The 23,164-nt window shown below is 65.2% G+C and carries 20 protein-coding genes and 1 tRNA gene; 11 read left to right on the top strand and 10 right to left on the bottom strand.

What is annotated here, in order from left to right:
* The first annotated feature begins 119 nt into the window (after positions 1-119).
* Positions 120-1,367 carry a D-amino acid dehydrogenase gene (locus tag BFD71_RS01335; protein WP_069261480.1) on the top strand — a complete coding sequence of 416 codons (1,248 nt, stop codon included), beginning with the start codon at positions 120-122 and terminating at the stop codon, positions 1,365-1,367.
* Positions 1,368-1,395: 28 nt separating this feature from the next.
* On the opposite strand, the gene BFD71_RS01330 is transcribed toward BFD71_RS01335, so the two are convergent.
* The 7 genes from BFD71_RS01330 to hcaE form a co-directional block, all read right to left on the bottom strand.
* The gene (locus BFD71_RS01330; protein ID WP_069261479.1) at positions 1,396-2,358 is read right to left on the bottom strand and encodes a TauD/TfdA dioxygenase family protein; all 963 of its coding nucleotides are present in this window, start codon (positions 2,356-2,358) and stop codon (positions 1,396-1,398) included.
* A gap of 213 nt (positions 2,359-2,571) precedes the next feature.
* Positions 2,572-2,648 (bottom strand) — tRNA-Val (locus BFD71_RS01325).
* Between the two features lie 87 nt (positions 2,649-2,735).
* Positions 2,736-3,962 carry a 3-phenylpropionate/cinnamic acid dioxygenase ferredoxin--NAD(+) reductase subunit gene (gene hcaD, locus BFD71_RS01320; protein ID WP_069261478.1) on the bottom strand — a complete coding sequence of 409 codons (1,227 nt, stop codon included), beginning with the start codon at positions 3,960-3,962 and terminating at the stop codon, positions 2,736-2,738.
* A gap of 13 nt (positions 3,963-3,975) precedes the next feature.
* Entirely contained in the window at positions 3,976-4,791 is an 816-nt protein-coding gene (gene hcaB / locus BFD71_RS01315; RefSeq protein WP_069261477.1) for a 3-phenylpropionate-dihydrodiol/cinnamic acid-dihydrodiol dehydrogenase, read from the bottom strand.
* On the bottom strand, positions 4,791-5,111 hold the full coding sequence (hcaC, locus tag BFD71_RS01310; RefSeq protein ID WP_069261476.1) for a 3-phenylpropionate/cinnamic acid dioxygenase ferredoxin subunit: 321 nt from the start codon (positions 5,109-5,111) through the stop codon (positions 4,791-4,793). The genes hcaB and hcaC overlap by 1 nt, the downstream gene beginning before the upstream one ends.
* 2 nt (positions 5,112-5,113) lie before the next feature.
* Complete coding sequence (gene hcaF, locus BFD71_RS01305) at positions 5,114-5,662, bottom strand: 3-phenylpropionate/cinnamic acid dioxygenase subunit beta (protein WP_069261475.1); 549 nt, start codon at positions 5,660-5,662, stop codon at positions 5,114-5,116.
* Positions 5,659-7,014: a 3-phenylpropionate/cinnamic acid dioxygenase subunit alpha gene (hcaE, locus tag BFD71_RS01300; protein ID WP_069261474.1), complete on the bottom strand. Its 1,356-nt coding sequence runs from the start codon at positions 7,012-7,014 to the stop codon at positions 5,659-5,661. The genes hcaF and hcaE overlap by 4 nt, the downstream gene beginning before the upstream one ends.
* A gap of 124 nt (positions 7,015-7,138) precedes the next feature.
* Between hcaE and hcaR the strand changes: the two genes are divergently transcribed.
* A complete protein-coding gene (gene hcaR, locus BFD71_RS01295) occupies positions 7,139-8,017 on the top strand; it encodes a DNA-binding transcriptional regulator HcaR (protein WP_069261473.1) in 879 nt (292 codons plus the stop codon).
* Here the strand turns inward: hcaR and BFD71_RS01290 are convergent.
* Complete coding sequence (locus BFD71_RS01290) at positions 8,014-8,817, bottom strand: DNA-binding transcriptional regulator (protein ID WP_069261472.1); 804 nt, start codon at positions 8,815-8,817, stop codon at positions 8,014-8,016. The two genes, hcaR and BFD71_RS01290, sit on opposite strands and share 4 nt — an antisense overlap.
* Before the next feature lie 192 nt (positions 8,818-9,009).
* On the opposite strand from BFD71_RS01290, the gene BFD71_RS01285 reads away from it, so the two are divergent.
* The 8 genes from BFD71_RS01285 (at position 9,010) to BFD71_RS01250 (ending at position 18,576) form a co-directional block, all read left to right on the top strand.
* Positions 9,010-10,860, top strand: a complete 1,851-nt coding sequence (locus tag BFD71_RS01285) for a bifunctional 3-(3-hydroxy-phenyl)propionate/3-hydroxycinnamic acid hydroxylase (protein WP_069261471.1) — start codon at positions 9,010-9,012, stop codon at positions 10,858-10,860.
* Between the two features lie 2 nt (positions 10,861-10,862).
* Positions 10,863-11,807 carry a 3-carboxyethylcatechol 2,3-dioxygenase gene (locus tag BFD71_RS01280; RefSeq protein WP_069261470.1) on the top strand — a complete coding sequence of 315 codons (945 nt, stop codon included), beginning with the start codon at positions 10,863-10,865 and terminating at the stop codon, positions 11,805-11,807.
* A gap of 29 nt (positions 11,808-11,836) precedes the next feature.
* Positions 11,837-12,625 carry a 2-keto-4-pentenoate hydratase gene (gene mhpD / locus BFD71_RS01275; RefSeq protein ID WP_069261469.1) on the top strand — a complete coding sequence of 263 codons (789 nt, stop codon included), beginning with the start codon at positions 11,837-11,839 and terminating at the stop codon, positions 12,623-12,625.
* A gap of 13 nt (positions 12,626-12,638) precedes the next feature.
* On the top strand, positions 12,639-13,586 hold the full coding sequence (locus BFD71_RS01270; protein ID WP_069261468.1) for an acetaldehyde dehydrogenase (acetylating): 948 nt from the start codon (positions 12,639-12,641) through the stop codon (positions 13,584-13,586).
* Positions 13,587-13,590: 4 nt separating this feature from the next.
* Entirely contained in the window at positions 13,591-14,616 is a 1,026-nt protein-coding gene (dmpG, locus tag BFD71_RS01265; RefSeq protein WP_069261467.1) for a 4-hydroxy-2-oxovalerate aldolase, read from the top strand.
* A 94-nt stretch (positions 14,617-14,710) separates the two neighbouring features.
* A complete protein-coding gene (gene mhpT / locus BFD71_RS01260) occupies positions 14,711-15,958 on the top strand; it encodes a 3-(3-hydroxy-phenyl)propionate transporter MhpT (protein WP_069261466.1) in 1,248 nt (415 codons plus the stop codon).
* Between the two features lie 65 nt (positions 15,959-16,023).
* Positions 16,024-16,893, top strand: a complete 870-nt coding sequence (locus tag BFD71_RS01255; RefSeq protein ID WP_069261853.1) for an alpha/beta fold hydrolase — start codon at positions 16,024-16,026, stop codon at positions 16,891-16,893.
* 336 nt (positions 16,894-17,229) lie between these two features.
* The gene (locus BFD71_RS01250; RefSeq protein WP_083244987.1) at positions 17,230-18,576 is read left to right on the top strand and encodes an MFS transporter; all 1,347 of its coding nucleotides are present in this window, start codon (positions 17,230-17,232) and stop codon (positions 18,574-18,576) included.
* A gap of 102 nt (positions 18,577-18,678) precedes the next feature.
* Here the strand turns inward: BFD71_RS01250 and BFD71_RS01245 are convergent, their stop codons facing one another.
* Positions 18,679-19,596, bottom strand: a complete 918-nt coding sequence (locus BFD71_RS01245; RefSeq protein WP_069261465.1) for a LysR substrate-binding domain-containing protein — start codon at positions 19,594-19,596, stop codon at positions 18,679-18,681.
* A 113-nt stretch (positions 19,597-19,709) separates the two neighbouring features.
* On the opposite strand from BFD71_RS01245, the gene ydiJ reads away from it, so the two are divergent.
* Positions 19,710-22,760, top strand: a complete 3,051-nt coding sequence (gene ydiJ / locus BFD71_RS01240) for a D-2-hydroxyglutarate dehydrogenase YdiJ (protein ID WP_069261464.1) — start codon at positions 19,710-19,712, stop codon at positions 22,758-22,760.
* A 6-nt stretch (positions 22,761-22,766) separates the two neighbouring features.
* Here ydiJ and BFD71_RS01235 read toward each other — a convergent pair whose 3' ends face one another.
* A complete protein-coding gene (locus BFD71_RS01235) occupies positions 22,767-23,042 on the bottom strand; it encodes a hypothetical protein (RefSeq protein ID WP_069261463.1) in 276 nt (91 codons plus the stop codon).
* Positions 23,043-23,164 lie beyond the last annotated feature (122 nt).

The raw sequence follows: 23,164 nt of genomic DNA, 5'->3' as shown, positions 1-23,164 counted from the left end.
CGCTTTAACCTGAGGTTATACCCCGCGCGCAATTCGCAATTGAGTTCCCCATCGTTCCCGGCGAGACTGGCGGCATAGGCAGCCAGGGTTTGGTCGTCAGCGAAAGAGAACAAGGGATCATGCGAGTTTGCGTTTTAGGCGGTGGGGTGATTGGCGTAAGCACGGCGTACGCGCTCGCTCGCGATGGGCACGAAGTCACGCTGGTCGAGCGCCATGCCGATGTGGCGCGCGAAACGAGCCACGCCAATGGCGGGCAGCTCAGTTACAGCTACGTCGCGCCGCTCGCGGACCCCTCCGTGCTGCCCAAGCTGCCGCAATGGCTCTTCTCGCGCGACGCCGCACTGCGTTTCGTGCCGCGGCTCGATCCGCACCAATGGCGCTGGTGCGCCGCGTTCCTGCGTGCGTGCACGCGCGCACGCAGTCGCGCGACCACGGCCGAATTGCTCGGCCTCGGCTTTTTGAGCCAGCGACTCATGCACGAGGTGGTCGAGCGCGAAGCGCTGTCATTCGACTGGGTGCGCAACGGCAAGCTCGTGGTGTATCGCGACGAGCAAGGGTTTGCGCTTGCGCGCCGCCAGGCGCAATACCAGTCGACGCTGGGCTGCGTGCAGCACGCACTCGACGGCGCGGCGTGCGTCGCGCTCGAACCCGCGCTCGCGCATATCGGCGCGGAGATCGTGGGCGGCATTCAAACGCCAGGCGAAGAGGCCGCCGACTGCGATCAGTTCACACGTGGCCTTGCACGCGCGGCGCAGCGCGACGGCGTCAACCTGCAACTGGCCACCGAGTTTTCCGGACTGCGAACGAAAGGGCTGCGGGTGGTCGCCGCGCAGACCTCGCAGGGCGACATCGAAGCCGACGCTTTCGTGGTGTGCCTGGGTTTTCAGAGCCAGCCGATGCTCGCCTCGCTCGGCGTGCACGTGCCCGTGTATCCGCTCAAGGGCTACAGCCTCACGCTCCCCAATGCGAATGCGCAGGGCGCGCCGCGCGTCTCGGTCACGGATGCGCATCACAAGGTCGTCTACGCTCCGCTTGGCGAGCGACTGCGCATTGCAGGCATGGTCGATCTCACAGGCATGAACCCGCACGCCGACGACGCCCGCATCGCGCTGCTCACTCGCCAGGCGCGCGAAACCTTCCCCGACGCCGGCGACTACGACGCCATGCAGACGTGGACCGGCATGCGTCCCGCCACGCCGGACAGCAAGCCGGTGATCGGCGCCACGCACTTTCGCAACCTGTGGCTCAACACGGGGCACGGCGCGCTCGGCTTCACGCTCGCGCTCGGCAGCGCGCAACTGCTCGCCGATCTGCTGGCGGAGCGCGAGTTGCCGATCGACGGCGACGCCTTCGCGCCGGGCCGCTGATCTGGCTCGCTGATTCGCCAACGCGGCGCTACTGCAGCGTCGCGCCTTCCTCGCGCACGACCACGCTCGTGCGTCCGTCGATGCTCACCGGCACTTCGCCGCGCACGGTCGCGCGCCGGACGATGCGGCGCGCGTCGCCGTAGTCGTTGATCGCGTAGTGTTGCGTGGCGCGGTTGTCCCAGATCGCGACGTCGCCTTCCTGCCAGTTCCAGCGCACCGTGTTTTCGAGCCGCGTGACATGCTCGTGGAACACCTGCAGCAGATGCGCCGAATCGGACGACGAGAGACCTTTGAGCCGCTGCACGAAGTGGCCGAGCACGAGCGTGCGTTCGCCCGTTTCCGGATGCACGCGCACCACGGGATGTTCGGTTTCGTACACCTTCGACGTGAAGACTTCGCGGTAACGCTTGAGCTGCGCGCTGTCCGCGTTCGTGTGCGTGGACGCGTAGTCGTAGGCGTTGGTGTGGAGCGCCCAGAGCGTATCGGCGAGCGCGCGCAGCGGCTCGGGCAGTTGCGCGTACGCGGTGGCCGTATTGGCCCACACCGTGTCGCCGCCAAACGGCGGAATCACCACGGCGCGCAGGATCGAGACCTTCGGGTAGGCGTCGACGAAGGTGACGTCGGTGTGCCACGAGTTGGCGCGCGCGCCGTGCAGCGAATCGAGTTCCAGCAGGCTGCCGCCTTCCACCGAGGGCACCGTAGGGTGCGCGACCGTTTCGCCGAAGCGCCGCGCGAAGGCTTCCTGCGCGGTATCGTCGAGATGCTGCTGGCCACGGAAGAACAGCACCTTGTGGCGCAGCAGGGCGGCGTTGATCGCGTCGAACGTGGCGCTGTCGAGATCGGCATGAAGACGCACACCGTCGATGCGCGCGCCGATGCGGCCCGCGACCTGATGGAGGTCTAGCGTGGTACTGGCGTGTTGCTGCGTGGAGGAATGCAGATGCGCAGACGGAACGGAAACGGCGGGGCGCTGCGTGCGAACGTCGGACATCGAAAGTCTCCTCGGCTGGACGTGGAACGTCCATTCAAGCAGGCTTGCGCCGCGAGAAGAACTGACGATTTCTGCAAAGCTATGCGAGCGTTAGTGCGCTATGGATAGCTGCGTGTGTGATTAGCGCGCACCAAAAGAAAATGACGCAGACCCGCGAGGGAATGCGTCATTCACAAGATGCTGCAAGGTACAGCTTCTTTACTGCATGTTCGTTGGTAGGCTCGATTGGATTCGAACCAACGACCCCCACCATGTCAAGGTGGTGCTCTAACCAACTGAGCTACGAGCCTGTCGAGGCGCGAATTATAGAGACACTCGCGCGCGCTTGCAAGCGCTTTTCTCGAATCGGGTGAAACGCCGTGTTTTCGGGTGTGCGCCTAGGCGAATTCGCGCGCCAGGTTGCGCAAGTTATGCGTGGGATCGGCGAGCGTTTCGCGGGCGATGCGCGCGCGCTTGCCGATCAGCGCTTTGGCGCTGCGCATGTCGCGACCCTGATTCACGGTGATCGCGCCAACCAGCGCGCCTTCGCCGTCGAGGCCGAACAGAACGCAGGGCGGCGCTTGCAGCGAACCACGCGTGAGCCATTCAGGCGCAGTCATGTCGCCCGCGAACTGGATGTTGAGGCCGCATTGATCAGTCCAGAACCAGGCCGCTTCCCAGGCTTCGGGTTCGAGGCCGAGCATCGCGCGCGCCGCCGTTTGCGCCTGACGGTTCGCGTTCTCCCACGTTTCGCGGCGCTGGTGGTGGCCGCTTGCCTCGTCCCACTGGCTGGCGGCGTCGCCGGCTGCGTAGATGTGCGCGTGCGAGGTGCGACACCGCGCGTCGATCACGATGCCGTTGTCGATTTGCAGGCCTGCTTTGCGAGCGAGCGTGGTTTCGGGTTCGACGCCGATGCCGTAGATCACCGCGTCGCCGGTAATGCGCGTGCCGCTTTCGAGCGTCAGCACGAGTTCGCCGTTCTCGCGAGTGGCTGACGCGAGCGGCGAGCCCAGATGCAGTGTCACCCCCCGCGCGCGATGCACGTCGCACAGATGCTCGGTGAGCAGCGGCGGAGCGCAACGCGCCATCGCACGCGGCGCCTGTTCGATCACGGTGACTTCCGCGCCGAGATCGACCGCGCTCGAAGCGAGTTCGAGACCGATCACGCCCGCGCCCACCAGCAGCACGCGCTTGCGCGCTTGAAGCACGGGTATAAGGCGTTGCGCGTCCTCCAGCGTGCGCAGCGTGTAGACGTTCTCGCCCAGCGCGTCGAGCATCGGCAAGCGCCGCACGCGCGCGCCCGTGGCGAGCAGCAGTTCGTCGAAGGCGATCGATTCGCCGTTCGCGAGCGTGACGATGCGCGCCTGCGCGTCGAACTCGGTCACGGCCACGCCGAGCTTCAACTCGATGTTCCGCTCCGCGTAGTAGCCCTCGCCGTGAATCGCGCAGCGCGCCGTTTGCGGTTGCAGCAGCACGTCCTTCGAAAGCGGCGGCCGTTCATAAGGCGCGTGCGCTTCCTCGCCGATCAGTACGACGCGGCCCGCATAGCCTTGCTGGCGCAATTCGGCGGCGGCGAGCGCGCCCGCCTGGCCCGCACCGACGATGACGATAGTCGAGACGTTCATGATCTGTTTCCCGTTACAGATGCAGGCCGCCCGCCGCGTGACGGATGCCGCGAATGCCGAGGCCGGCGTCCGCATTGATCATCACACCGCTCAGCACGCGATTGTTCGCGCGCGAAGCGAGCATCACGTAGGGCCCGGTGAAATCCGCAGGCTGCGGGAAGAACTGCAGCGGCAGGATCCCCGCAATCGCTTCGGGCGAACGCGAATCCATGATGCGCAAGTCCTGCTGGCCGAGCGAAGCGGGGCCGCGCAAATCGCTCGCCATACCGCAAGGGCCGACGCCGTTCACACGCACCTTGGGCGCGAGTTCGTAGGCCAGCTGGCGGATGATGCCCACGGCCGCATGCTTGCTCGCCGTGTACAGGGGACCGCCGCCGCCCGGATAGAACGAAGAGTTCGAGAGTGTGAAGATCATGCTGCCTTCGCTCGCGATGAGCGCGCGCGCTGCCGCTTTCGCGCCGAGCAAATAGCCCTTCACATTGATCGAGAAAAGCTCTTCATAACCGCTGTCGAGCTGCGCCGGCGAGAGATCGACGAGGCTCGAAGCATGATCCCAGATCGCTGCGTTGCCGATGAAGATGTCGAGCTTGCCGAACGCTTCGACGGCGGCGCTCACGGCGCGCTCGTTGTCGGCGTACGAGGTCACGTCGCCCTGCACGGCGACGACGTTTTGCGCACTGAAGCGCGCTTGCAGCGCCGCGACTTTCTCTGCCGAACGTTCGAGCACCGCCACGCGCGCGCCTTCGTCGAGAAAGCGTTCGAGGAGTGCAAGGCCGAGTCCCGAGCCACCGCCCGTGATCAGCGCGACTTCGTTATCGAGCCAACCCATTACGCGGCCTCCGGAACGTCGACGAAAACCGCGCCGTCAACGCACGTGACGGGGAACGTCTTGAGCGCTTCGGTCGCAGGCTGGCACAGGGCCGTGCCGGTCTTCAGACAAAAGCGTGCGGCATGCAGCGGACATTCGACGGTGCCGTCGTCTTCGATATAGCCTTCGGACATCGAAGCATTGCCGTGCGAGCAGCGGTCGTTCAGCGCGAAAAGCTCGCCGTTCACCTTGAATACGGCGATCGCGGCGGACGGGCCGTCCACCTTGATCGCTTCGCCATCGGACAACGCGTCGTCCTGGCAGACAAAAATACGGGCCATGATCAGAAAAGCACACTCAGGTTATGGGAAGTGAGCACCGCCTGGTCCAGCGTGATGTCACGGTTGGACACCTGCCAGCCTGGCGCGCCCTCCACGCGGCGCACGCGGTCGGTGCGGCGGCCCACGTAGAACGTCTCGTCGCGTTCCTTCTGCGAGCGGTAGAGCGCGTAGTTCACGTGTGCCTCGTATTCGCCGGGCGTTTCGGTGGTGAACGCTCGCAGGTTCGTCACGAGATGGCGGGTGCGCGAAGGCGGTTCTTCCGCCCACGCCATGCCGGTTTCGAGACGCGCCACGCGGCGCTCGAGCTGGAAATGCGTGTCGTTGAAGATCCACGTGGTGGGCGGCTGCACGCCGCGCCGGCGGTCGCGCGTTTGCGCGTTGACGGTCGTGCGCATGGTGTAGCGAATGTCCTTCGCCATGAGATCGAGCCATGCGCGAAAGCGCCAGCCGTCGAGCAGCGCCGCTTCGTCAAAGAGGAATTGCTCGATTTCGTGATGCAGTTCGAGACCCACGCGCGCGGGCGTGAAAACCGGTTCGGCGACTTCGCTCATTTGAGCACCTCCGCTTCGTAGCGCGCGGTGCGCTGGTTCACTTCGTCCCACGTTTCGGCCATCAGCAGGTCCGCCCAGCGCCGGTACATGCCGCGCGCCGCCGTCTCCGAAAAAATGTAGTTCGTCATACCAGGTATGCCGTCTTCGCGTACGCGCTCGTTGCCGAGGCCCATTTCGAGGCATAGCTTCGTTTTGCGTGCGCGGCTGCCGCGCAGCACCTTCTGCACTTCGGCCCAGTTTTCCGAGTCGTCCTGTTCGAGAAAGCCTGCGGGCCCGAACGCGCGCGTCGCGCTGCGCTCGAAGGCGGCCTTGACTTCATCGGACGCTGCCTTGTCGGCAATACAGAACGCCCACACTTCCACCTGGTTCGGCCCGCGCGGGTGCCAGACGCGCAGCGTGGCCGTGCCGTTGAGCCACGAAAGCGTCGGGAACATGTTGTTGTGGCCCGCCAGACGCATCGCGCGCACCTTGCCCAGGCGCGCTTCGGCTTCGGCATAGGTGTCGCGGAAGTACTGCGAGACTTCGCCGTCCACCCACACGTTCGCGTCGGGCTGCTCGGTGAAGAAGAATCCGCTGCCATGGCCCGCCTGGCCATACTGCAGCGCGTCTTTCGCGGTCTCCCACACGGGGCGCGCCGTTTGACCCGCGCCCAGCGCCTTGTCGGCCGCGCCTTCCTTCGCGCCGAGCACTTCAATGGCGGACGCGTGTGTGAAGAGTGCGTGATACTGATCGCTCGCAAACTGCTCGGCCGGGAATTTCCAGTTGCAGTCGATCACCCACTTGTGCACGCCGCCCACGATTTCGGTGCCGCCTTCGCGTCGGTCGAGCACGCCGTCGAGATACCAGGCGATGTCGCCCATATAGGTTTCGAGGTCGGGCGCCTTCGCGTCCCAGTTGCCGAACACGAGGCCCTTGTACACGGCCACGCGCGTGACTTCCTGCAAGCCCCATTGCTCCTTGCACAGGCCCTGCGGATAGGCGCGCGATTCGAGCGGCACGTCGATGAGCGCGCCGTCCACGCCGTACGACCAGCCGTGATACGGACACGTGAACGCGCGTGTGTTGCCGCAATCGGCATGGCTCACGCGCATCGAGCGATGGCGGCACTGATTGAGGAAGGCCTTGATCGAGCCGTCCTTCTGGCGCACCACGACGATGGGGTCTTCGCCCATGTAGGTATTGAAAAAGTCGCCCGCTTTCGGTATTTGACTGACGTGGGCGAGAAAGAGCCAACAGCGGCCGAAAATGCGCTCGAGTTCGAGCGCGTAAATGTCGGGGTCGGTATAGATCGACGACGTGACGCGGCCATTTTGCGCGTCGACGAGTGCATCGATGTCGATGATTGCGGACATGCGAGTCTCCTCCGTGGCAGCATTCTCCTTTTGGCGGAGAACGCAGACGGATGATCGTTGCTCGCTTTGCCGATGTGAAATATTTTGTTTGTTGCCACTAAGACTTCAAAACGATAAATCGAGCATGGAACTGAGACACCTGCGCTACTTCATTGCCGTTGCCGACGAGCTGAGCTTCACGCGCGCGGCGCAGCGCCTGCATACGGCGCAGCCATCGCTGAGCCAGCAGATCCGCAATCTGGAAGACGAAGTGGGCACGCCGCTCTTCGAGCGCACGCGCCGCAAGGTGGAATTGACCGACGCGGGCAAGGTGTTTCTCGCCGAGGCGCGTCTCGTGGTGGCGCAGGCCGACCGGGCAGTGGCGCGTGCACGCCAGGTGGGGCAGGGGCGCGTGACGGTGACGATCGGTTTCGTGCCCGCCGCGGAGATCCGGGTTTTCCCGGTGATTTTGCCGCGTTTGCGATTGCGCTTTCCCGAGGTCAATGTCGAGTTGCGCAGCCTGCCGACGGCCGAGCAGGAAGACGCGCTGCTGCGCGGCGATATCGACGTGGCGTTCATGCGGCGGCCCGTTTTGTCGCCTGAATTGCGCAGCGAAGTCGTGCTCACCGAGCCGCTCGTGGTGGTGCTGCCGAGCGGCCATCCGCTCGCGAAGCAAGCGCGCATCGCACCGGCGCAGCTGAGCGGCGAGCCGTTCATCAGCACGCATCCGCAGTTCTCGGGGCAGGTGCACAGTGTGGTCGAGGCGTATTGCGAGGCGCACGGAATCGAGCGCAAGGTGGCTCAGGTCGCGACCAATATTCTGCTCAATCTGAATCTCGTGGGGATGGGGCTAGGCTATGCGCTCCTGCCCGCGTATGTCTCGTCGCTCACGAGCAGCGCGATCTGCACGCGCCCGCTGGAAGGCGAGCCGCCCACCATTGACTTGCTGATGGTGTCGCGCAAAGAACCGCATGCCGCGGAGCTCGAAGCGTTGTTCGAACTCGTGCGCGAGAACGAAGCTTAACGCTTCGTGTGGTCCTCCTGCGCCTCCAGTGCCGTCACCATTTCCTGCGCGGCGCGCTGCAACTCGGGCACGAAGCGGCGCACGGCCTCTGCCGGATTGATGGCCTGCTCGAGGTAGATCACGTTCAGGCTCGCGAGCACGCGCCCATGCGCCTCGATGGCCGTTGCGAGCGCACCGATCTTGCGCTGGTCGGCCCAGTCGCCGTGGTTCGAGCCGAAGCCGTCGGCGCGCGTCTGGCGCACGAGATTGCGGATATAGGCCGCGTCGCCGGCGAGTTTTTGCTGCTGCTCGCCGCCCGCCCCCGCGCGCAATAGTTCGAGAATGTCCTCGCGCTCGGCCTCGGGACACATCGCAAAGTACACGCGGCCAGCCGCCGTGAGCAGGATCGGCAGGCGGCGGCCCACCATCGCGCGGTGAAACGAAAGCGGGCTGAAGCGGTGCGTGGTCTCGCGGATCACCATGGAGTCGCCGTCGGGCGTCGTGAGATCCGATGGCCACACGGTGCGCTGGAGCATTTGCGCCATGATCGGCGGCGCGATGGTCGCGATGAGCTCGTCGTCGGTGAAGCCTTCGCTCAGGCCGCGCACGTTCATCGTCAGACGAAAGCTGTCGTCGGAAGCGCTGCGGCGCACGAACTTTTCCTCTACCAGGGTTTCCAGCAGGCGCCTCACCGTCGTGCGATGCAGGCCCGTTGCCTCGCTCAACTGCTGGCTCGTGGCGCGCCCGTTCTCCATGGCGTTGAGCGCCTGGAGGACCTGCAGGCCGCGCGCCAGTCCCCGCACGTTTGCATACTTCGTCATCAAAAACGCCTTAAAAATCAAGTGTGTGCATTCTATGCACATTTCTCTAAAAATGTTGAGCGCGCATCGGGCGGAACCTAGACTCGCTTCCATTCACCGCGCTGTGACAAAACGTCCACCCGGGTGATCCGTTTTCAGGCACCACCTGTCAGCATCCGCAGCGGCTCCATAAGCCGCGCGAGAAGGAGACACATGAACACCCCCCTCGCCCACGAGGCGGATACCGTCCGCCCTCGCCAGATTGCCACCGACGTCGCCATCATCGGCGCGGGTCCGGTCGGCCTCATGATCGCCAATATTCTCGGCCTGCAAGGCGTGAGTGTCACGCTCGTCGAGAAGCTCGACCAGATCATCGACTACCCGCGCGCCATTGGTCTGGATGACGAAGCATTGCGCGTGTTCCAGTCCATCGGCCTTGCCGATGCGCTGCTGCCGCATACCACGCCCGACCACTGGATGCGCTTCGTCACGAAAGACGGCCATTGCTTCGCCTCGATCGAGCCGCGCACCGACGAATTCGGCTGGCCGCGCCGCAACGCGTTCATTCAGCCGCTCGCCGATCGCGTGCTGTATGAAGGGCTCGCGCGCTTCGAGCACGTGGACGTGTTGTTCGGCCACACGGTCAACGCATTCGAGCAGGACACGCAGGGTGTGACGATCGACGTGAGCGACGCGAACGGTGAGCGCCGCACGATCCGCGCAGCGTACCTGGTGGGCGCAGACGGCGGCAACAGCTTCGTGCGCCGTGCGCTGAACGTGCCCTTCGAAGGCCGGACGAAGCCGAATCAATGGATCGTGGTGGACGTGCGCAACGACCCCATCGGCTCGCCGCATATCTATATGCATTGCGATCATCAGCGCCCGTATGTGTCGGCTGCGCTGCCGCACGGCATTCGCCGCTTCGAATTCATGGTGATGCCGGGCGAGACGGAAGAAGAACTCTCGAAGCCCGAGAACATGGCCGCGCTGATCCGCAAGGTGGTGGCGGACCCCGACAAGGTCGACTACATCCGCAAGCGTGTGTACACGCACAACGCGCGTCTCGCCGAAACGTTCCGCGTGGACCGCGTGCTGCTCGCTGGCGACGCGGCGCACATCATGCCGGTGTGGCAGGGCCAAGGTTACAACAGCGGCATTCGCGACGCGAACAACCTGGGCTGGAAGCTCGCGATGGTCGCGAAGGGCCATGCTGATGGCCGCCTGCTCGACAGCTATACGGTGGAGCGTCGCGCCCACGCGCGCTCGATGATCCACCTCTCCGAAGTGGCGGGCGATATCTTCGCGCCCACCACGCGCTTTGGCGCGCGCTTTCGCGACACGTTCGTGCGCTACATGAACGTGTTCCCTTCGGTGAAGCGTTACTTCGTGGAAATGCGTTTCAAGCCGATGCCGCGCTACGAAGCGGGCATCGTGCTGCTGCCGCCGCCGCAAAAGACGGGCGGCTGGTTCGCCAGCCTGCTGGAGCGCTCGGGCAACTCGGCGCCGGGCCGCCTGCTCGGCCTGATGAGTCAGAAGCGCGACTCGCTGATCGGCCGCCTCGCGTATGGCCGCGATCCGCTCGCGGCGTCGCCCGTGGGCCGCATGTTCATCCAGCCGCGCGTGCGTCTTGCCGATGGCCGCGTGGTGCGCCTCGACGACGCGATCGGCAACGGCTTCGCCGTGCTGGCCTGGGGCGCGGACCCGACCTTCGGCCTCACGCCGCAAGCCCGCGCATTGTGGGAGCGCCTGGGCGCCCGCTTCATCTTTGCGAAGCCCGACGTGCAGCTCGAATACGCCGACGACGTGCCCGAGGGCGTGCTCGCGCTCGGCGACGTGCAGGGCCGCCTGAAAGAGTGGTTCAGCCGTCTGCCCGAATCCGTCGTGCTGCTGCGCCCGGACCGCTTCGTCGCGGGGGTGTGCACACCGCAGCAGGTCTCGGACGCGATCGTCGAACTCGCGGGCAAGCTCGGCATGGCCGAAGCCGCCTTGCATGGGGCGAGCGCCGCTGCCCCGCAAAACCGTCCCGTGCGCGGCGTGGCCGTTGCGCGCACAGCAGGAGCATGAGCATGCCGATTCACCTCGAATGTCTGTCGCATACGCCGTTGCATGGCTATTTCGATCCGCTGCCTGACGTGGTGGCGGAAGTCGAACGGGTCGGCCGCGCCGCGCGCGAACGCGTGGAAGCCTTCAACCCGGACGTGATCGTTGCGTTCGCACCGGATCACTTCAACGGTTTCTTCTACGACGTGATGCCGCCGTTCTGCATCGGCGCGCGCGCGGATGCGATCGGCGACTTCAAGAGCATGGCCGGAACGCTGCCGGTGCCCGAAGCACTTGCGCACAAGCTCGCCGAAAGCGTGCTCGCCGCCGATATCGACGTGGCGCTCTCGTACCGCATGCAGGTCGATCACGGCTGCGCGCAGGCGCTGGAAGTGCTCACGGGCGCTCTCGACCGTTATCCGGTGATTCCGGTGTTCATCAACTCCGTGGCGCCGCCCATGGCGACGCTGCGCCGCGCACGACTGCTCGGCGACGCGATTGGCCGCTTCTTCTCGCGAAGCGACACGCGCGTGCTCGTGGTGGGCTCGGGCGGCATTTCGCACGAGCCGCCGGTGCCGGAGCTGTTCGGCGCGACGCCGGAAGTGGCCGAACGTTTGATCGCGGGCCGCAATCCCTCGGCGGATTCGCGCGCGGCACGTCAGGCGCGCACTGTGGCCGCGGCGAAATCGTTCACGGCGGGCGACAGCCATCTGCATCCGCTCAATCCCGAATGGGACCGCGCGTTCCTCGCGCGCCTTGCATCGGGCGAGTTGACTTCCGTGGACGGCATGACGAACGCGGCTATCACGCGTGACGGCGGCAAGTCGGCGCACGAGATTCGCACGTGGGTCGCGGCATTCGGCGTGCTGGCCGCTTACGGCCCGTATCGCGCTTCGCTCGACTACTACCGCGAAATTCCCGAGTGGATTGCGGGTTTCGCCACCATGCATGCCACGCCCGACGCGGCTTGATAGGACAGTACGGACTCCGGAGAATCAACATGTCAGAACCGAAACTCGTCGCGGCGCTTGCCGCGCGCCTCTACGAAGCCGAAGCCTCGCGCAAGGTGATCGAGCCGGTGCGCGGCGAGATCGCCCTGGACGATATCGCCACCGCCTACGCTGTCCAGCAAGCCAACGTCGATCTGCGAGTGGCGACCGGCGAGCGCATCGTGGGCCGCAAGATCGGTCTCACGTCGCTTGCGGTGCAAAAGCAGCTGGGTGTCGATCAGCCTGACTTCGGCGCGCTGTTCGCGTCGATGGCTTACGGCGACGCGCAAGCGATTCCGCTCTCGCAACTGATCCAGCCGAAGGTGGAAGCGGAAATCGCGCTCGTGCTGGAGCACGACCTCACGTTCGAAAAGCACACCTTCGTCGATATCCTGCGCGCCAGCGCCTATGCGCTCGCAGCCATCGAAGTGGTGGACAGCCGCATCCAGAACTGGGACATCCGCTTCGTCGATACGGTGGCCGACAACGCCTCGAGCGCGCGCTTCGTGGTGGGCAGCCGCCCGGTGCCGCTCTCGCAGATCGACTTGACAGGGTGCGCGATGGAACTCTCGCGCGACGGCGAAGTGCTCTCGCGCGGCAACGGCGCCGCCTGTCTCGGCAACCCGCTCAACGCCGCCGTGTGGCTTGCCGACCGCATGGTGCAGCTCGGCACGCCGCTGCGTGCGGGCGACGTGGTGCTTACGGGTGCACTCGGACCCATGGTCGCCGTGAAGGAACCCGGCACGTACACCGCGCAGATCGAAGGCCTCGGCAGCGTTCGCGCGACTTTTTCCGCCTGATACAGGAATTCATATGGCTTCCGAAAAACTCAAGGTTGCGATCATCGGCTCCGGCAACATAGGCACGGATCTGATGATCAAGATCATGCGCAACAGCAAGCATCTGGAGATGGCGGCGATGGTCGGCATCGACCCGAACTCCGATGGTCTCGCGCGCGCCGCGCGGCTTGGCGTCGCGACCACGCATGAAGGTGTCGAAGGCCTTACGCGCCTGCCGGTGTTCAACGACATCGACTTCGTGTTCGATGCGACTTCCGCCGGCGCGCATGTGAAGAACGACGCGCTGCTGCGCACGCTCAAGCCGTCGATCCGCATCATCGACCTGACGCCCGCAGCCATTGGCCCGTACTGCGTGCCGGTCGTGAACCTCGACGCACACATCGAAGCGACGAACGTCAACATGGTGACGTGCGGCGGCCAGGCCACGATTCCGATGGTTGCGGCCGTGTCGCGCGTCGCGAAGGTCCACTACGCGGAAATCGTCGCCTCGATCAGCAGCAAGTCGGCGGGCCCCGGCACGCGGGCCAACATCGACGAATTCACCGAGACGACGTCGAAGGCGATCGAAGTGGTGGGCGGTGCGGCGAAGGGCAAGGCCATCATCGTGCTGAATCCGGCCGAGCCGCCCGTCATGATGCGCGACACCGTTTATACCCTCTCCGAGATGGCCGACCGCGAGAAGGTCGAGCAGTCCATCGAAGAGATGGTCGCGAAGGTGCACGCGTACGTGCCGGGCTATCGCCTGAAGCAGAAGGTGCAGTTCGACGAGATTCCCGCGAACGCGCCCCTGAATATTCCGGGCCTCGGCAGGTTCAGCGGTCTGAAGACCTCGGTGTTCCTCGAAGTGGAAGGCGCCGCGCATTATCTGCCCGCATACGCAGGCAATCTCGACATCATGACTTCCGCCGCGCTCGCCACCGCCGAACGCATGGCGCAGACGCTTCTGAGCGTGGAGGGATAAGACCATGAGCAAGAAACTCTATATCTCCGACGTGACGCTGCGCGACGGCAGCCACGCCATCCGCCATCAGTACTCGATCCAGAACGTGCAGGACATCGCCCGCGCGCTGGACAAGGCGAAAGTGGACAGCATCGAAGTCGCGCACGGCGACGGCCTGCAAGGCTCCAGCTTCAACTACGGCTTCGGCGCGCACAGCGACCTGGAATGGATCGAGGCGGTGGCCGACGTCGTCACGCACGCGCAGATCGCCACGCTGCTCCTGCCCGGCATCGGCACGATTCACGACCTGAAGGCCGCGTACAACGCGGGCGCGCGCATCGTGCGCGTGGCCACGCACTGCACGGAAGCCGACATTTCGAAGCAGCACATCGAATACGCACGCGAACTGGGAATGGACACGGTTGGCTTCCTGATGATGAGCCATATGACCACGCCGGAAAACCTCGCCGTCGAAGCGAAGAAGATGGAAAGCTACGGCGCGACCTGCATCTACGTGGTGGATTCGGGCGGCGCACTCACGATGAACGACGTGCGAGACCGTTTCCGCGCAGTGAAGGCCGTGCTCAAGCCCGAAACGCAAACGGGCATGCACGCGCACCACAATCTCTCGCTGGGCGTGGCGAACTCGATCGTGGCGGTGGAGGAAGGCTGCGACCGCGTCGATGCCTCGCTCGCGGGCATGGGCGCAGGTGCAGGCAACGCGCCGCTCGAAGTGTTCATTGGCGCTGCGGAACGCATGGGCTGGAACCACGGCACCGACCTCTACACGCTGATGGATGCCGCCGACGACATCGTGCGCCCGCTGCAGGACCGCCCGGTTCGCGTGGACCGCGAAACGCTCGCGCTCGGCTATGCAGGCGTGTATTCGAGCTTCCTGCGCCACTCGGAAGTGGCCGCGAAGAAGTACGACCTGAAGACGGTGGATATTCTCGTCGAACTGGGCAAGCGCCGGATGGTGGGCGGCCAGGAAGACATGATCGTCGACGTGGCGCTCGATCTGAAGAAGCGCCAGCAAGCATTGCAGTCCTGATCAAGCACGCCGCGCATCGCCTTCGGGTGGTGCGCGGCGTTGCCACTTATAGCCGCCGGAAAGAGTGGCTCGCATATACCTATGGAGACTTTTTATGACGTCGCGAAACAGTAGTGCTGGAGGAAGTGGAACGAGCAGCAAGGCAACCATCGCCCTGTGTCTGGCGATTGCGCTGCTCGAAGGGTTGGACCTGCAATCGGCGGGCGTAGCCGGGCCGCGCATGGCGAAAGAGTTTCATCTCGCCGTCGCGCAAATGGGCTGGGCGTTCAGCGCGGGCGCGATCGGCCTGCTGCCGGGCGCGGCGCTGGGCGGGCGGCTTGCCGACCGCCTTGGCCGCAAGCGCGTGCTCATGTGGTCGGTGGCGCTGTTCGGGCTTTTCTCGCTCGCCACGACCATGGTGTGGAATTTCGAGAGCCTGCTCGTCGCGCGTCTGCTCACGGGTCTCGGTCTCGGTGCGGCCATGCCGAACCTGATCGCGCTGTGCTCGGAGGCAGCGGGCGAGCGGCAGCGCAGCACGGCAGTGGGCGCGATGTACTGCGGCATGCCGTTCGGCGCGGCGATTGCCGCCGTCATCGGCATGCTCGGTACGGGGGACGCGAGCTGGCGCCATGTGTTCTACGTTGGCGGTCTCGGCCCGATCGTGATGGTGCCGCTGCTTGGCGTGTTCCTGCGCGAGTCGCAGCAGTTCGTCGCCGCGCAGGCTTCGAAGGTCGTGCAGGAAGGCGCGCCGAGCGTGTCCCAAGCGCTCTGGCAAGAAGGCCGCGCGCGTACCACGATTGCGCTGTGGATCAGCTACCTCGGCACCTTGATCGTGCTGTACTTCCTGATGAACTGGCTGCCCTCGATGGTGCTCGCACGCGGCCTCACGCGCGTGCAGTCAAATCTCGTGCTGATGCTGTTCAACATCGGCGGTGGCATCGGCGCCGTTGCGATCGCAACGATCATGGATCGCTTCGGCCGCCGCGGCACGGTGATCGGCATGTACATCGGCATCGTGGTGGCGCTCACGGTGCTCGCAAGCGCGGGCGGCGCAAGCTCGACGGCCGTAGGCGGCCTGCTGTGCGGCTTCTTTATCGTGGGCGGCCAGTCGGTGCTGTACGCACTCGCGGGCCATGCGTACCCCACTGAAGTGCGCGGCACGGGTGTGGGCGCGGCAGTGGCCGTGGGGCGTCTGGGGTCGATTCTCGGGCCGCTCGTGGCGGGTCAGCTGTTTGCACTCGGCCAGAGCCCGTCGATGCTGGTGGGCTCGAGCATTCCGCTCGTCGTGATCGCGGCGCTTGCCGCGCTCAGCGTGGTGGGTGCTTTCAGGCAGCGCAGCGCGTTGGGCGCACAGGGCGCATGAATGTGAAGGGGAGAAGGCATGCGCCTTCTTCCGCATGGGTTAATACGTTTTAAAGGATGGTCATCATGACGGATACGGCACAAGCAATCACCGAAGCCTCGACGAGCAGGTTCGCGCGCGTGAAGGACGGCGAGGTCGAGTTCCAGATTCACTACAACGACGCAGGCGCTGGCGCCGAAACCGTCGTGATGCTGCACGGCTCGGGTCCGGGCGCGAGCGGCTGGGCCAACTTCAACCGCAACGTCGAACCGCTCGTCGCGGCCGGCTACCGCGTGATCCTGATGGACTGCCCGGGCTGGAGCAAGAGCGACCCGATCGTCTGCACGAGCTCGCGCTCGGACCTGAACGGCCGCGTGCTCAAGGGCCTGCTCGACGTGCTCGACATCGAGCGCGTGCATATTCTCGGCAATTCGATGGGCGGCCATAGCGCCGTTGCGTTCGCACTGGCGAACCCGCAACGCGTGGGCAAGCTCGTGCTGATGGGCGGCGGCACCGGCGGCCCGAGCAGCTTCATGCCGATGCCCACCGAAGGCATCAAGCTGCTGCAAGGTCTCTATCGCGATCCGACGATCGAGAACCTCAAGCGCATGATGAACGTGTTCGTGTACGACGCGAGCGCGCTCACCGACGAGCTGATGCAAACGCGCCTCGACAACATGCTCGCGCGCCGCGACCACCTGGAAAACTTCGTAAAGAGCCTCGCGGCCTTCCCGAAGCAGTTCAGCGACTACGGCCCGCGCCTTGGCGAAATCGCCGCGCCCACGCTCGTGATCTGGGGCCGCGACGACCGTTTCGTGCCGATGGACATCGGCTTGCGTTTGCTCGGGGGCATGCAGAACGCGCAACTGCACGTGTTCAACCGGTGCGGCCACTGGGCGCAATGGGAGCATGCGGAAGCCTTCAACCGCATGGTGATCGATTTCCTGAAGCACTAAGGCACGCAAGCCCTCGCGGTAACGAAGCGGCGCACCTCGCGGTGTGCCGCTTTTTTATTGGCGCGCGCACATTGCGTTTCGAACCGGCTTTTGTGTGACGAAAGCGTGAGCCGATGCGCCATCAACCGTGTCATGTAAAGACAAACCCGCATTAGCGTAAAACGAACCGATTCGCCATTGACAAATTAAACCTGCCCCACCTATGATCGGCGTCACTGCCTGGAAATTCGCGAACCACGTGTCCGGGCGAGCCGCGCAAGGCGCGCAAGACGCCGCGCATCAACGGTCTACCCGGGCCCGCCCAGGTGAACCGGAGTCATGTTTGGAGACAGGCAGATGCCCCAATCGATTGCCCCGGACCGCCGGTCCGAAGCCGCGCGCGCGTACGCTACGTCCGCGCAGAATCCCTCGCAGCAGGACGACGCGCTCTATCGGAAAGTCTCCGCGCGCGTCATTCCGTTCCTGTTCGTTTGCTACGTCGTCTCGTTCCTCGACCGCATCAACATCGGCTTCGCGCAGTTGCAGATGAAGCATGACCTGGGGTTCAGCGACGCGATGTACGGCCTCGGCGCCGCCGTGTTCTACGTGGGCTACGTGCTGTGCGAAGTGCCGAGCAACATGCTGCTTGCGCGCTTCGGCGCGCGTCGCGCGTTCATGCGCATCATGCTGCTGTGGGGCATTGCCTCCACCAGCATGATGTTCGTGTCGAGCCCCACGCAGTTCTATGCGCTGCGCTTCTTGCTGGGCGTATTCGAGGCGGGCTTCTTTCCCGGCATCGTGCTCTATCTCACGTACTGGTATCCGGCGCGCCGCCGCGCGGCCGTGTTTTCGATCTTCTTCGCGGGCGTGGCGGTGGCGGGCGTGCTGGGCGGCCTCATCTCGGGCTGGATCATGCGCGACATGGCCGGCGTGGCGGGCCTTGCCGGCTGGCGCTGGATGTTCCTGATCGAAGGGCTGCCGGCCGTGCTGCTCGGCCTCATGGCTGCGTTCTGGCTCGTGGACGGGCCTGAGAAGGCGCGCTGGCTGACCGATGCAGAAAAGGCCCACCTCCTCGCGCAACGCGACGGCGAAGGCGATCACGCGCATTCCACGCGTTCGTTCGGGGCGGCGCTTCGCAACCCGCGCGTCTATCTGTTCGCGTTCATCTATTTCTCGCTGACCTGTGCGTCGCTCACGCTGAATTTCTGGATGCCGCTCATGATTCGCGACTTCGGGGTGCATGACGTGCTGGCGATCAGCCTCTACACCGTCATTCCGAATGCGGTGGGCGCGGTGGGCCTCATGGGGATCGCGCGCCGCTCGGACCGGCGTGGCGAACGGCGCTGGCACTTCGCGGCTTGCACGATAGGCGGCGGCATTGCCTTGGCGCTGCTCACGCTGCACCTCGCGAGCTTCGCCGCGATGATGGCGATTCTTTCGATCGCTGCGGTGCTGATCTTTGCCGCATTGCCGATCTTCTGGGCAGTCCCTTCGGCGTATCTCACGGGCAAGGCCGCCGCTGCGGGCATCGCGCTCATCAGCAGTATCGGCATTACGAGCGGCATCGTGAGCCCGTGGGCAATCGGGCTCATCAAGACGCATACGGGCAGCATGGATAACGCGCTGTATCTGCTCGCGGCGTTGCTGGTAGCGAGCGGCGCGGCGCTGGTCGCGGGCGTGCCGGCGGTGAAGGCCGGTCGCTGAACTCATACACTTGCGCGTTGAAAACGTCGGCGGTGCGCCCGGCCGAGCGTCCGCCCAGCAGCATCGGCACGCGTATGCAGCGGCCCCGATGCAACCTTGACGTCACGACTGCCTGGAAAGCTCCTCCAGCAGCCAGTCGCGAAACGCCACCAGCACGGGGTGGCGCTGAGCACGCTCTGGGTAGACGAGGTAATACGAGCGTGAGCTCGGCACCGCTTCGAACGGGCTGAAAAGCCGGCTTTCCTTCAATTCGTCTTCCACCAGCATGCGCGGTACGAGGCCTACGCCGATACCGGCCACGACTGCCTGGATCAGATGCGAGGTCAGTTCGAAACTCGGGCCCGGCCGCAGCGCGTCGTGAGGCAAACCGAAATGCGCGCACCATTCGCGCCATGCGTCGGGAAAGCTGCGCACGCGCAGCAGCGTGAGTCCTTCGAGGGATTCGATGGTTGGCGCGGCGGCCCTGCGCCTCGGTTTTCGCGCGAGGGGCAACGCGGCAAGGTTGCCGACCAGCACCAGCTCTTCCGCGTAGAGCCGGTGTGCCGTCACCCCAGGCCAGCGGCCGTCGCCCACCACGATGGCGGCGTCGAGGTCCTGGGTCGAAAAATCGGCGGCCTCGATGCGCGAGTCGAGGTCGATCTGCAGATCGGGGTGCGCCTGATAGAAGCGGTGCAGGCGCGGCAGCAGCCACTTGGCGCCGAATGTCGGCAGGGTCGCCACGCGCAACTGCGTTTTTGGCGCGTTCGAGGTGAGCGCCTGCAGCGTCGCGCTGCGGATCAGCGTGAGCGCGTGCGAGATCTCGGCCATATAGGCGCGGCCGATGTCCGTCGGGATGATGCGCTTGCCCTCGCGCGTGAAGAGCGCGAGATCGAGCATCGCTTCGAGCGCCTGAACCTGGCGGCTCACGGCGCTCTGCGTGAGCGACAGCTCCTCGGCGGCACGCGTGAAGCTCTCATGTCGCGCGGATGCCTCGAACGCGAGCAGCAGCGACATGGACGGCGTGAGCTTGCGGAAATTCATTCATAAACCTCATGATCAACCCAACGAATATACGTTTGCCCGGTGCCGGGCGGGGCGCGACAATACCTGCCAGAAAGGGAATAGTGCGCCCCAGGCGAGACTTCGAGAACGATATGACAATTGCCCCGCTTCCCATCGGCGAATTCAACCATCCGCTGATCCGTCAATTTTTGCATGAATTGGAGAGGTCGGGTTTCGAAGGCGAGGTGGATGCGACTCACGCGACGCGCACGGTGCTGGCCACGGACAATTCGATCTATCAGCGCTATCCGCAAGCGGCGGTGTTTCCGCGCCACGCGGATGACGTCGCACGCCTCGCGAGCCTGCTCGGACGCGAGGCGTTTCGCGGCGTGGCGGTCGCGGCGCGCGGCGGCGGCACGGGCACGAACGGGCAGTCGCTGACCGAAGGCATCGTGGTCGATATGTCGCGCCATATGAACCGGATCCTCGACATCGATCCGGTTGCGCGCACGGCCAGAGTGGAAGCGGGTGTCGTCAAGGATCAGCTCAATGCCGAACTGAAACGGCACGGACTCTTTTTCGCGCCGGAACTGTCGACGTCGAACCGCGCGACCATCGGCGGCATGATCAGCACGGACGCGAGCGGGCAGGGCAGCTGCACCTATGGGAAAACGCGCGACCACGTGCTCGCGCTGGAAACGGTCCTGGTCGGCGGTGAGCGCCTGTCGAGCGCGCCGGTCGATGAGGCCACGCTCGTGGCGCTCTGTGCGCGCAAAGACAAGGTCGGCGAAGTGTTCCGCACCGCGCGAGACATCAGCGAGCGCGAAGCTGACCTGATACGCGAGCGCTTTCCCAAGCTGAACCGCTGCCTGACGGGTTACGACCTCGCCCATTTGCGTGACGGCGAAGAGCGCTTCGACATCAATAGCGTGCTGTGCGGCTCGGAGGGCACGCTCGGCTTTATCGTCGAGGCGACGCTGAACGCGCTGCCGGTTCCGACGCACGCCGCGCTCGTCAATATCCGCTATGAAGGTTTCATGGACGCCCTGCGCGACGCACGCGCGTTGATGGCCCATCGTCCGCTCTCGATCGAAACCGTGGACTCCACGGTGCTGCGGCTGGCGCGCGAAGATAGCGTCTGGCAAAGCGTGGCCGAATTCTTCCCCGACGACGAAGGCATCGAAGGCGGGGCGAGCGGTATCAACATGGTCGAATTCAGCGGCGACGATGTGGACGAATTGCGCGCGCGCGTGGCCGCGTTCGCCGAGCACCTGGGCGCCGACGCGAGCGTCAAGCGCCTGGGACATACGATCGCCGAGGGCGAAGCGGCGATCCAGCGCGTCTATACGATGCGCAAGCGTGCGGTGGGCCTGCTGGGCAACGCCCGCGGCGCGAGCCGCCCGCAGCCCTTCGTGGAAGACACGGCCGTGCCGCCCGAAAATCTCGCCGACTACATTGCGGAGTTTCGGGCACTGCTAGACGGTTTTGGTTTGCGTTACGGCATGTTCGGCCACGTCGATGCCGGCGTGCTCCATGTGCGCCCTGCACTCGACATGCGCAATCCCGACGAGGTCGCACTCGTGCGCCCCATTTCGGATGCGGTGACCGCCTTGACGATGAAGTATGGCGGCCTGCTGTGGGGCGAGCATGGCAAGGGCGTGCGCTCGGAGTACGTGCCGGAGTATTTCGGGCCTTTGTATCCTGCTCTGCAGCGTCTCAAGGCGGCATTCGATACGCACAATCAGCTCAATCCCGGCAAGATCGCCACGCCGGCGGGGGCGAGTGCGGCGCTGTTGAAGATCGACGCGACGACGCTGCGCGGCGAACTGGACCGGCGCATAGACGAGCGCGTCTGGCAGGCCAATGCCGACGCCGTTCACTGCAACGGCAACGGCGCCTGCTACAACTTCGACCCGAACGACGCCATGTGTCCGTCGTGGAAAGCCACACGCGAGCGCGTGCATTCGCCGAAGGGCCGGGCTTCGCTGATGCGTGAATGGCTGCGTCGGCAACAGGATGCCGGAGCGGATCTCACGGCGGTGCCGGCCGCGGCCGCGTTGCCCGTGCGCATGTTCAATAGCCTGCGCAAACGCCAGGGTGAGCAGGACTTTTCGCATGAGGTGTATGACGCCATGGCGGGTTGCCTCGCGTGCAAGTCATGCGCGGGGCAGTGCCCTGTGAAAGTGAGCGTGCCCGAGTTCCGCGCTCGCTTTCTGGAGCTGTATCACACGCGCTATTGGCGGCCGCTGCGCGACTATTTGATCGGCGCGCTCGAATTCACGGTGCCGCGCGTAGCGGCGGTGCCTGGAGCGAGACCCGTCTACAACGCGGTGATGGGCGCGGGTCCCGTCAAGTCGTTGCTTGCGCGCTGTCTTGGCCTTGTCGATAGCCCGTTGTTGAGCCCGGTGTCATGGCGTGGCGCGCTGCGCCGCTCGGGAGCGGAGGTCGCAACCGCCGAACGCCTCTCGAAGCTCGCCGTTGCCGAGCGCCAGCGCAGCGTGATCGTGGTGCAGGACGCGTTCACGCGCTACTTTGAAACGCCGGTCGCCGCCGCGTTTCTGGAACTCGCCGCGCGGCTCGGGTTCAAGGTCTTCGTCGCGCCTTATCTGCCGAACGGCAAGCCGTTGCACGTGCAGGGGTTTCTGCCGCAGTTTCGCCGGGCAGCGCAGCGCAATGCGGCGCAACTGACCGCGCTTGCCAGATCGGGTGTGCCGCTGGTGGGCATCGATCCTGCGATGACGCTCGTGTACCGCCAGGAGTACCGCAAGGTGGAAGGCATCGAAACTGTGCCCGACGTTCAGTTGCCGCAGGAATGGCTGATCGGCGCATTGCGCTCGTGCGCAACAACGCCGCGAGTGTCCGGCTCGTTCAGACTGCTGCCGCATTGCACTGAGCGCACCAACGCGAGCGCCGCTACGCTCCTATGGAAAGACGTCTTCGCGGCGGCAGGCCTCGCGCTCGCGACGCCGGCCAGCGGCTGCTGCGGCATGTCGGGCACCTACGGCCACGAGGCGCGCAATCGCGCGACCTCGGAAACGATCTTCGAGCAATCGTGGGCGCGGCATGTCGATGCGGCGTCGACGGCGACGCAGGGCGCGCAAGAACTGCTCGCGACGGGTTATTCGTGCCGCTGCCAGGTGAAGCGCTTGCGCGGGCGCCAGCTGCGCCATCCCGTTCAGGCGCTGCTGGACGCCCTGCGCTGACCGGCGTCAGTAGTTCCAACGGTCGCGGTCGTGCCATTCGCGTTCGCGCCACTGCCGCTCGCGCCATTCGTGCTCACGACGTTCATGCTCGCGCCATTCGTGTTCCCGCCAACGCCGCGCGCGCCAGTCGTCGTCGCCCCGCCAGTCGGTCTGGACGGGAGCCGCCGCATAGGCCGCGCCTGGCACGCCAACGCCCACGGCCACATCCACGTGGGCCAATGCAGCGGTAGAGGCCGCCAACGCCGTTGCGCCCAGGACCAGGCCGAGAATCGTCCTCTTCATATCGCCACTCCTTCGCACGCTGCGTGCGTTTTTTGATGAGCACGGTTCCGAGTCTAGGCGCCGCCCTCTGACACAGGTGCAACGGCGCTGCGAGATTGGTAACAACGAGTTAAGCACTTGCC

Origin of the sequence: Paraburkholderia nodosa (assembly GCF_001718195.1) — a bacterium.
In the GTDB taxonomy this organism is placed as follows: Bacteria; Pseudomonadota; Gammaproteobacteria; order Burkholderiales; family Burkholderiaceae; genus Paraburkholderia; species Paraburkholderia nodosa_A.
The sequence above is the reverse complement of the archived record's forward strand: the minus strand, read 5'-3'. Positions and strand labels throughout refer to the sequence as shown.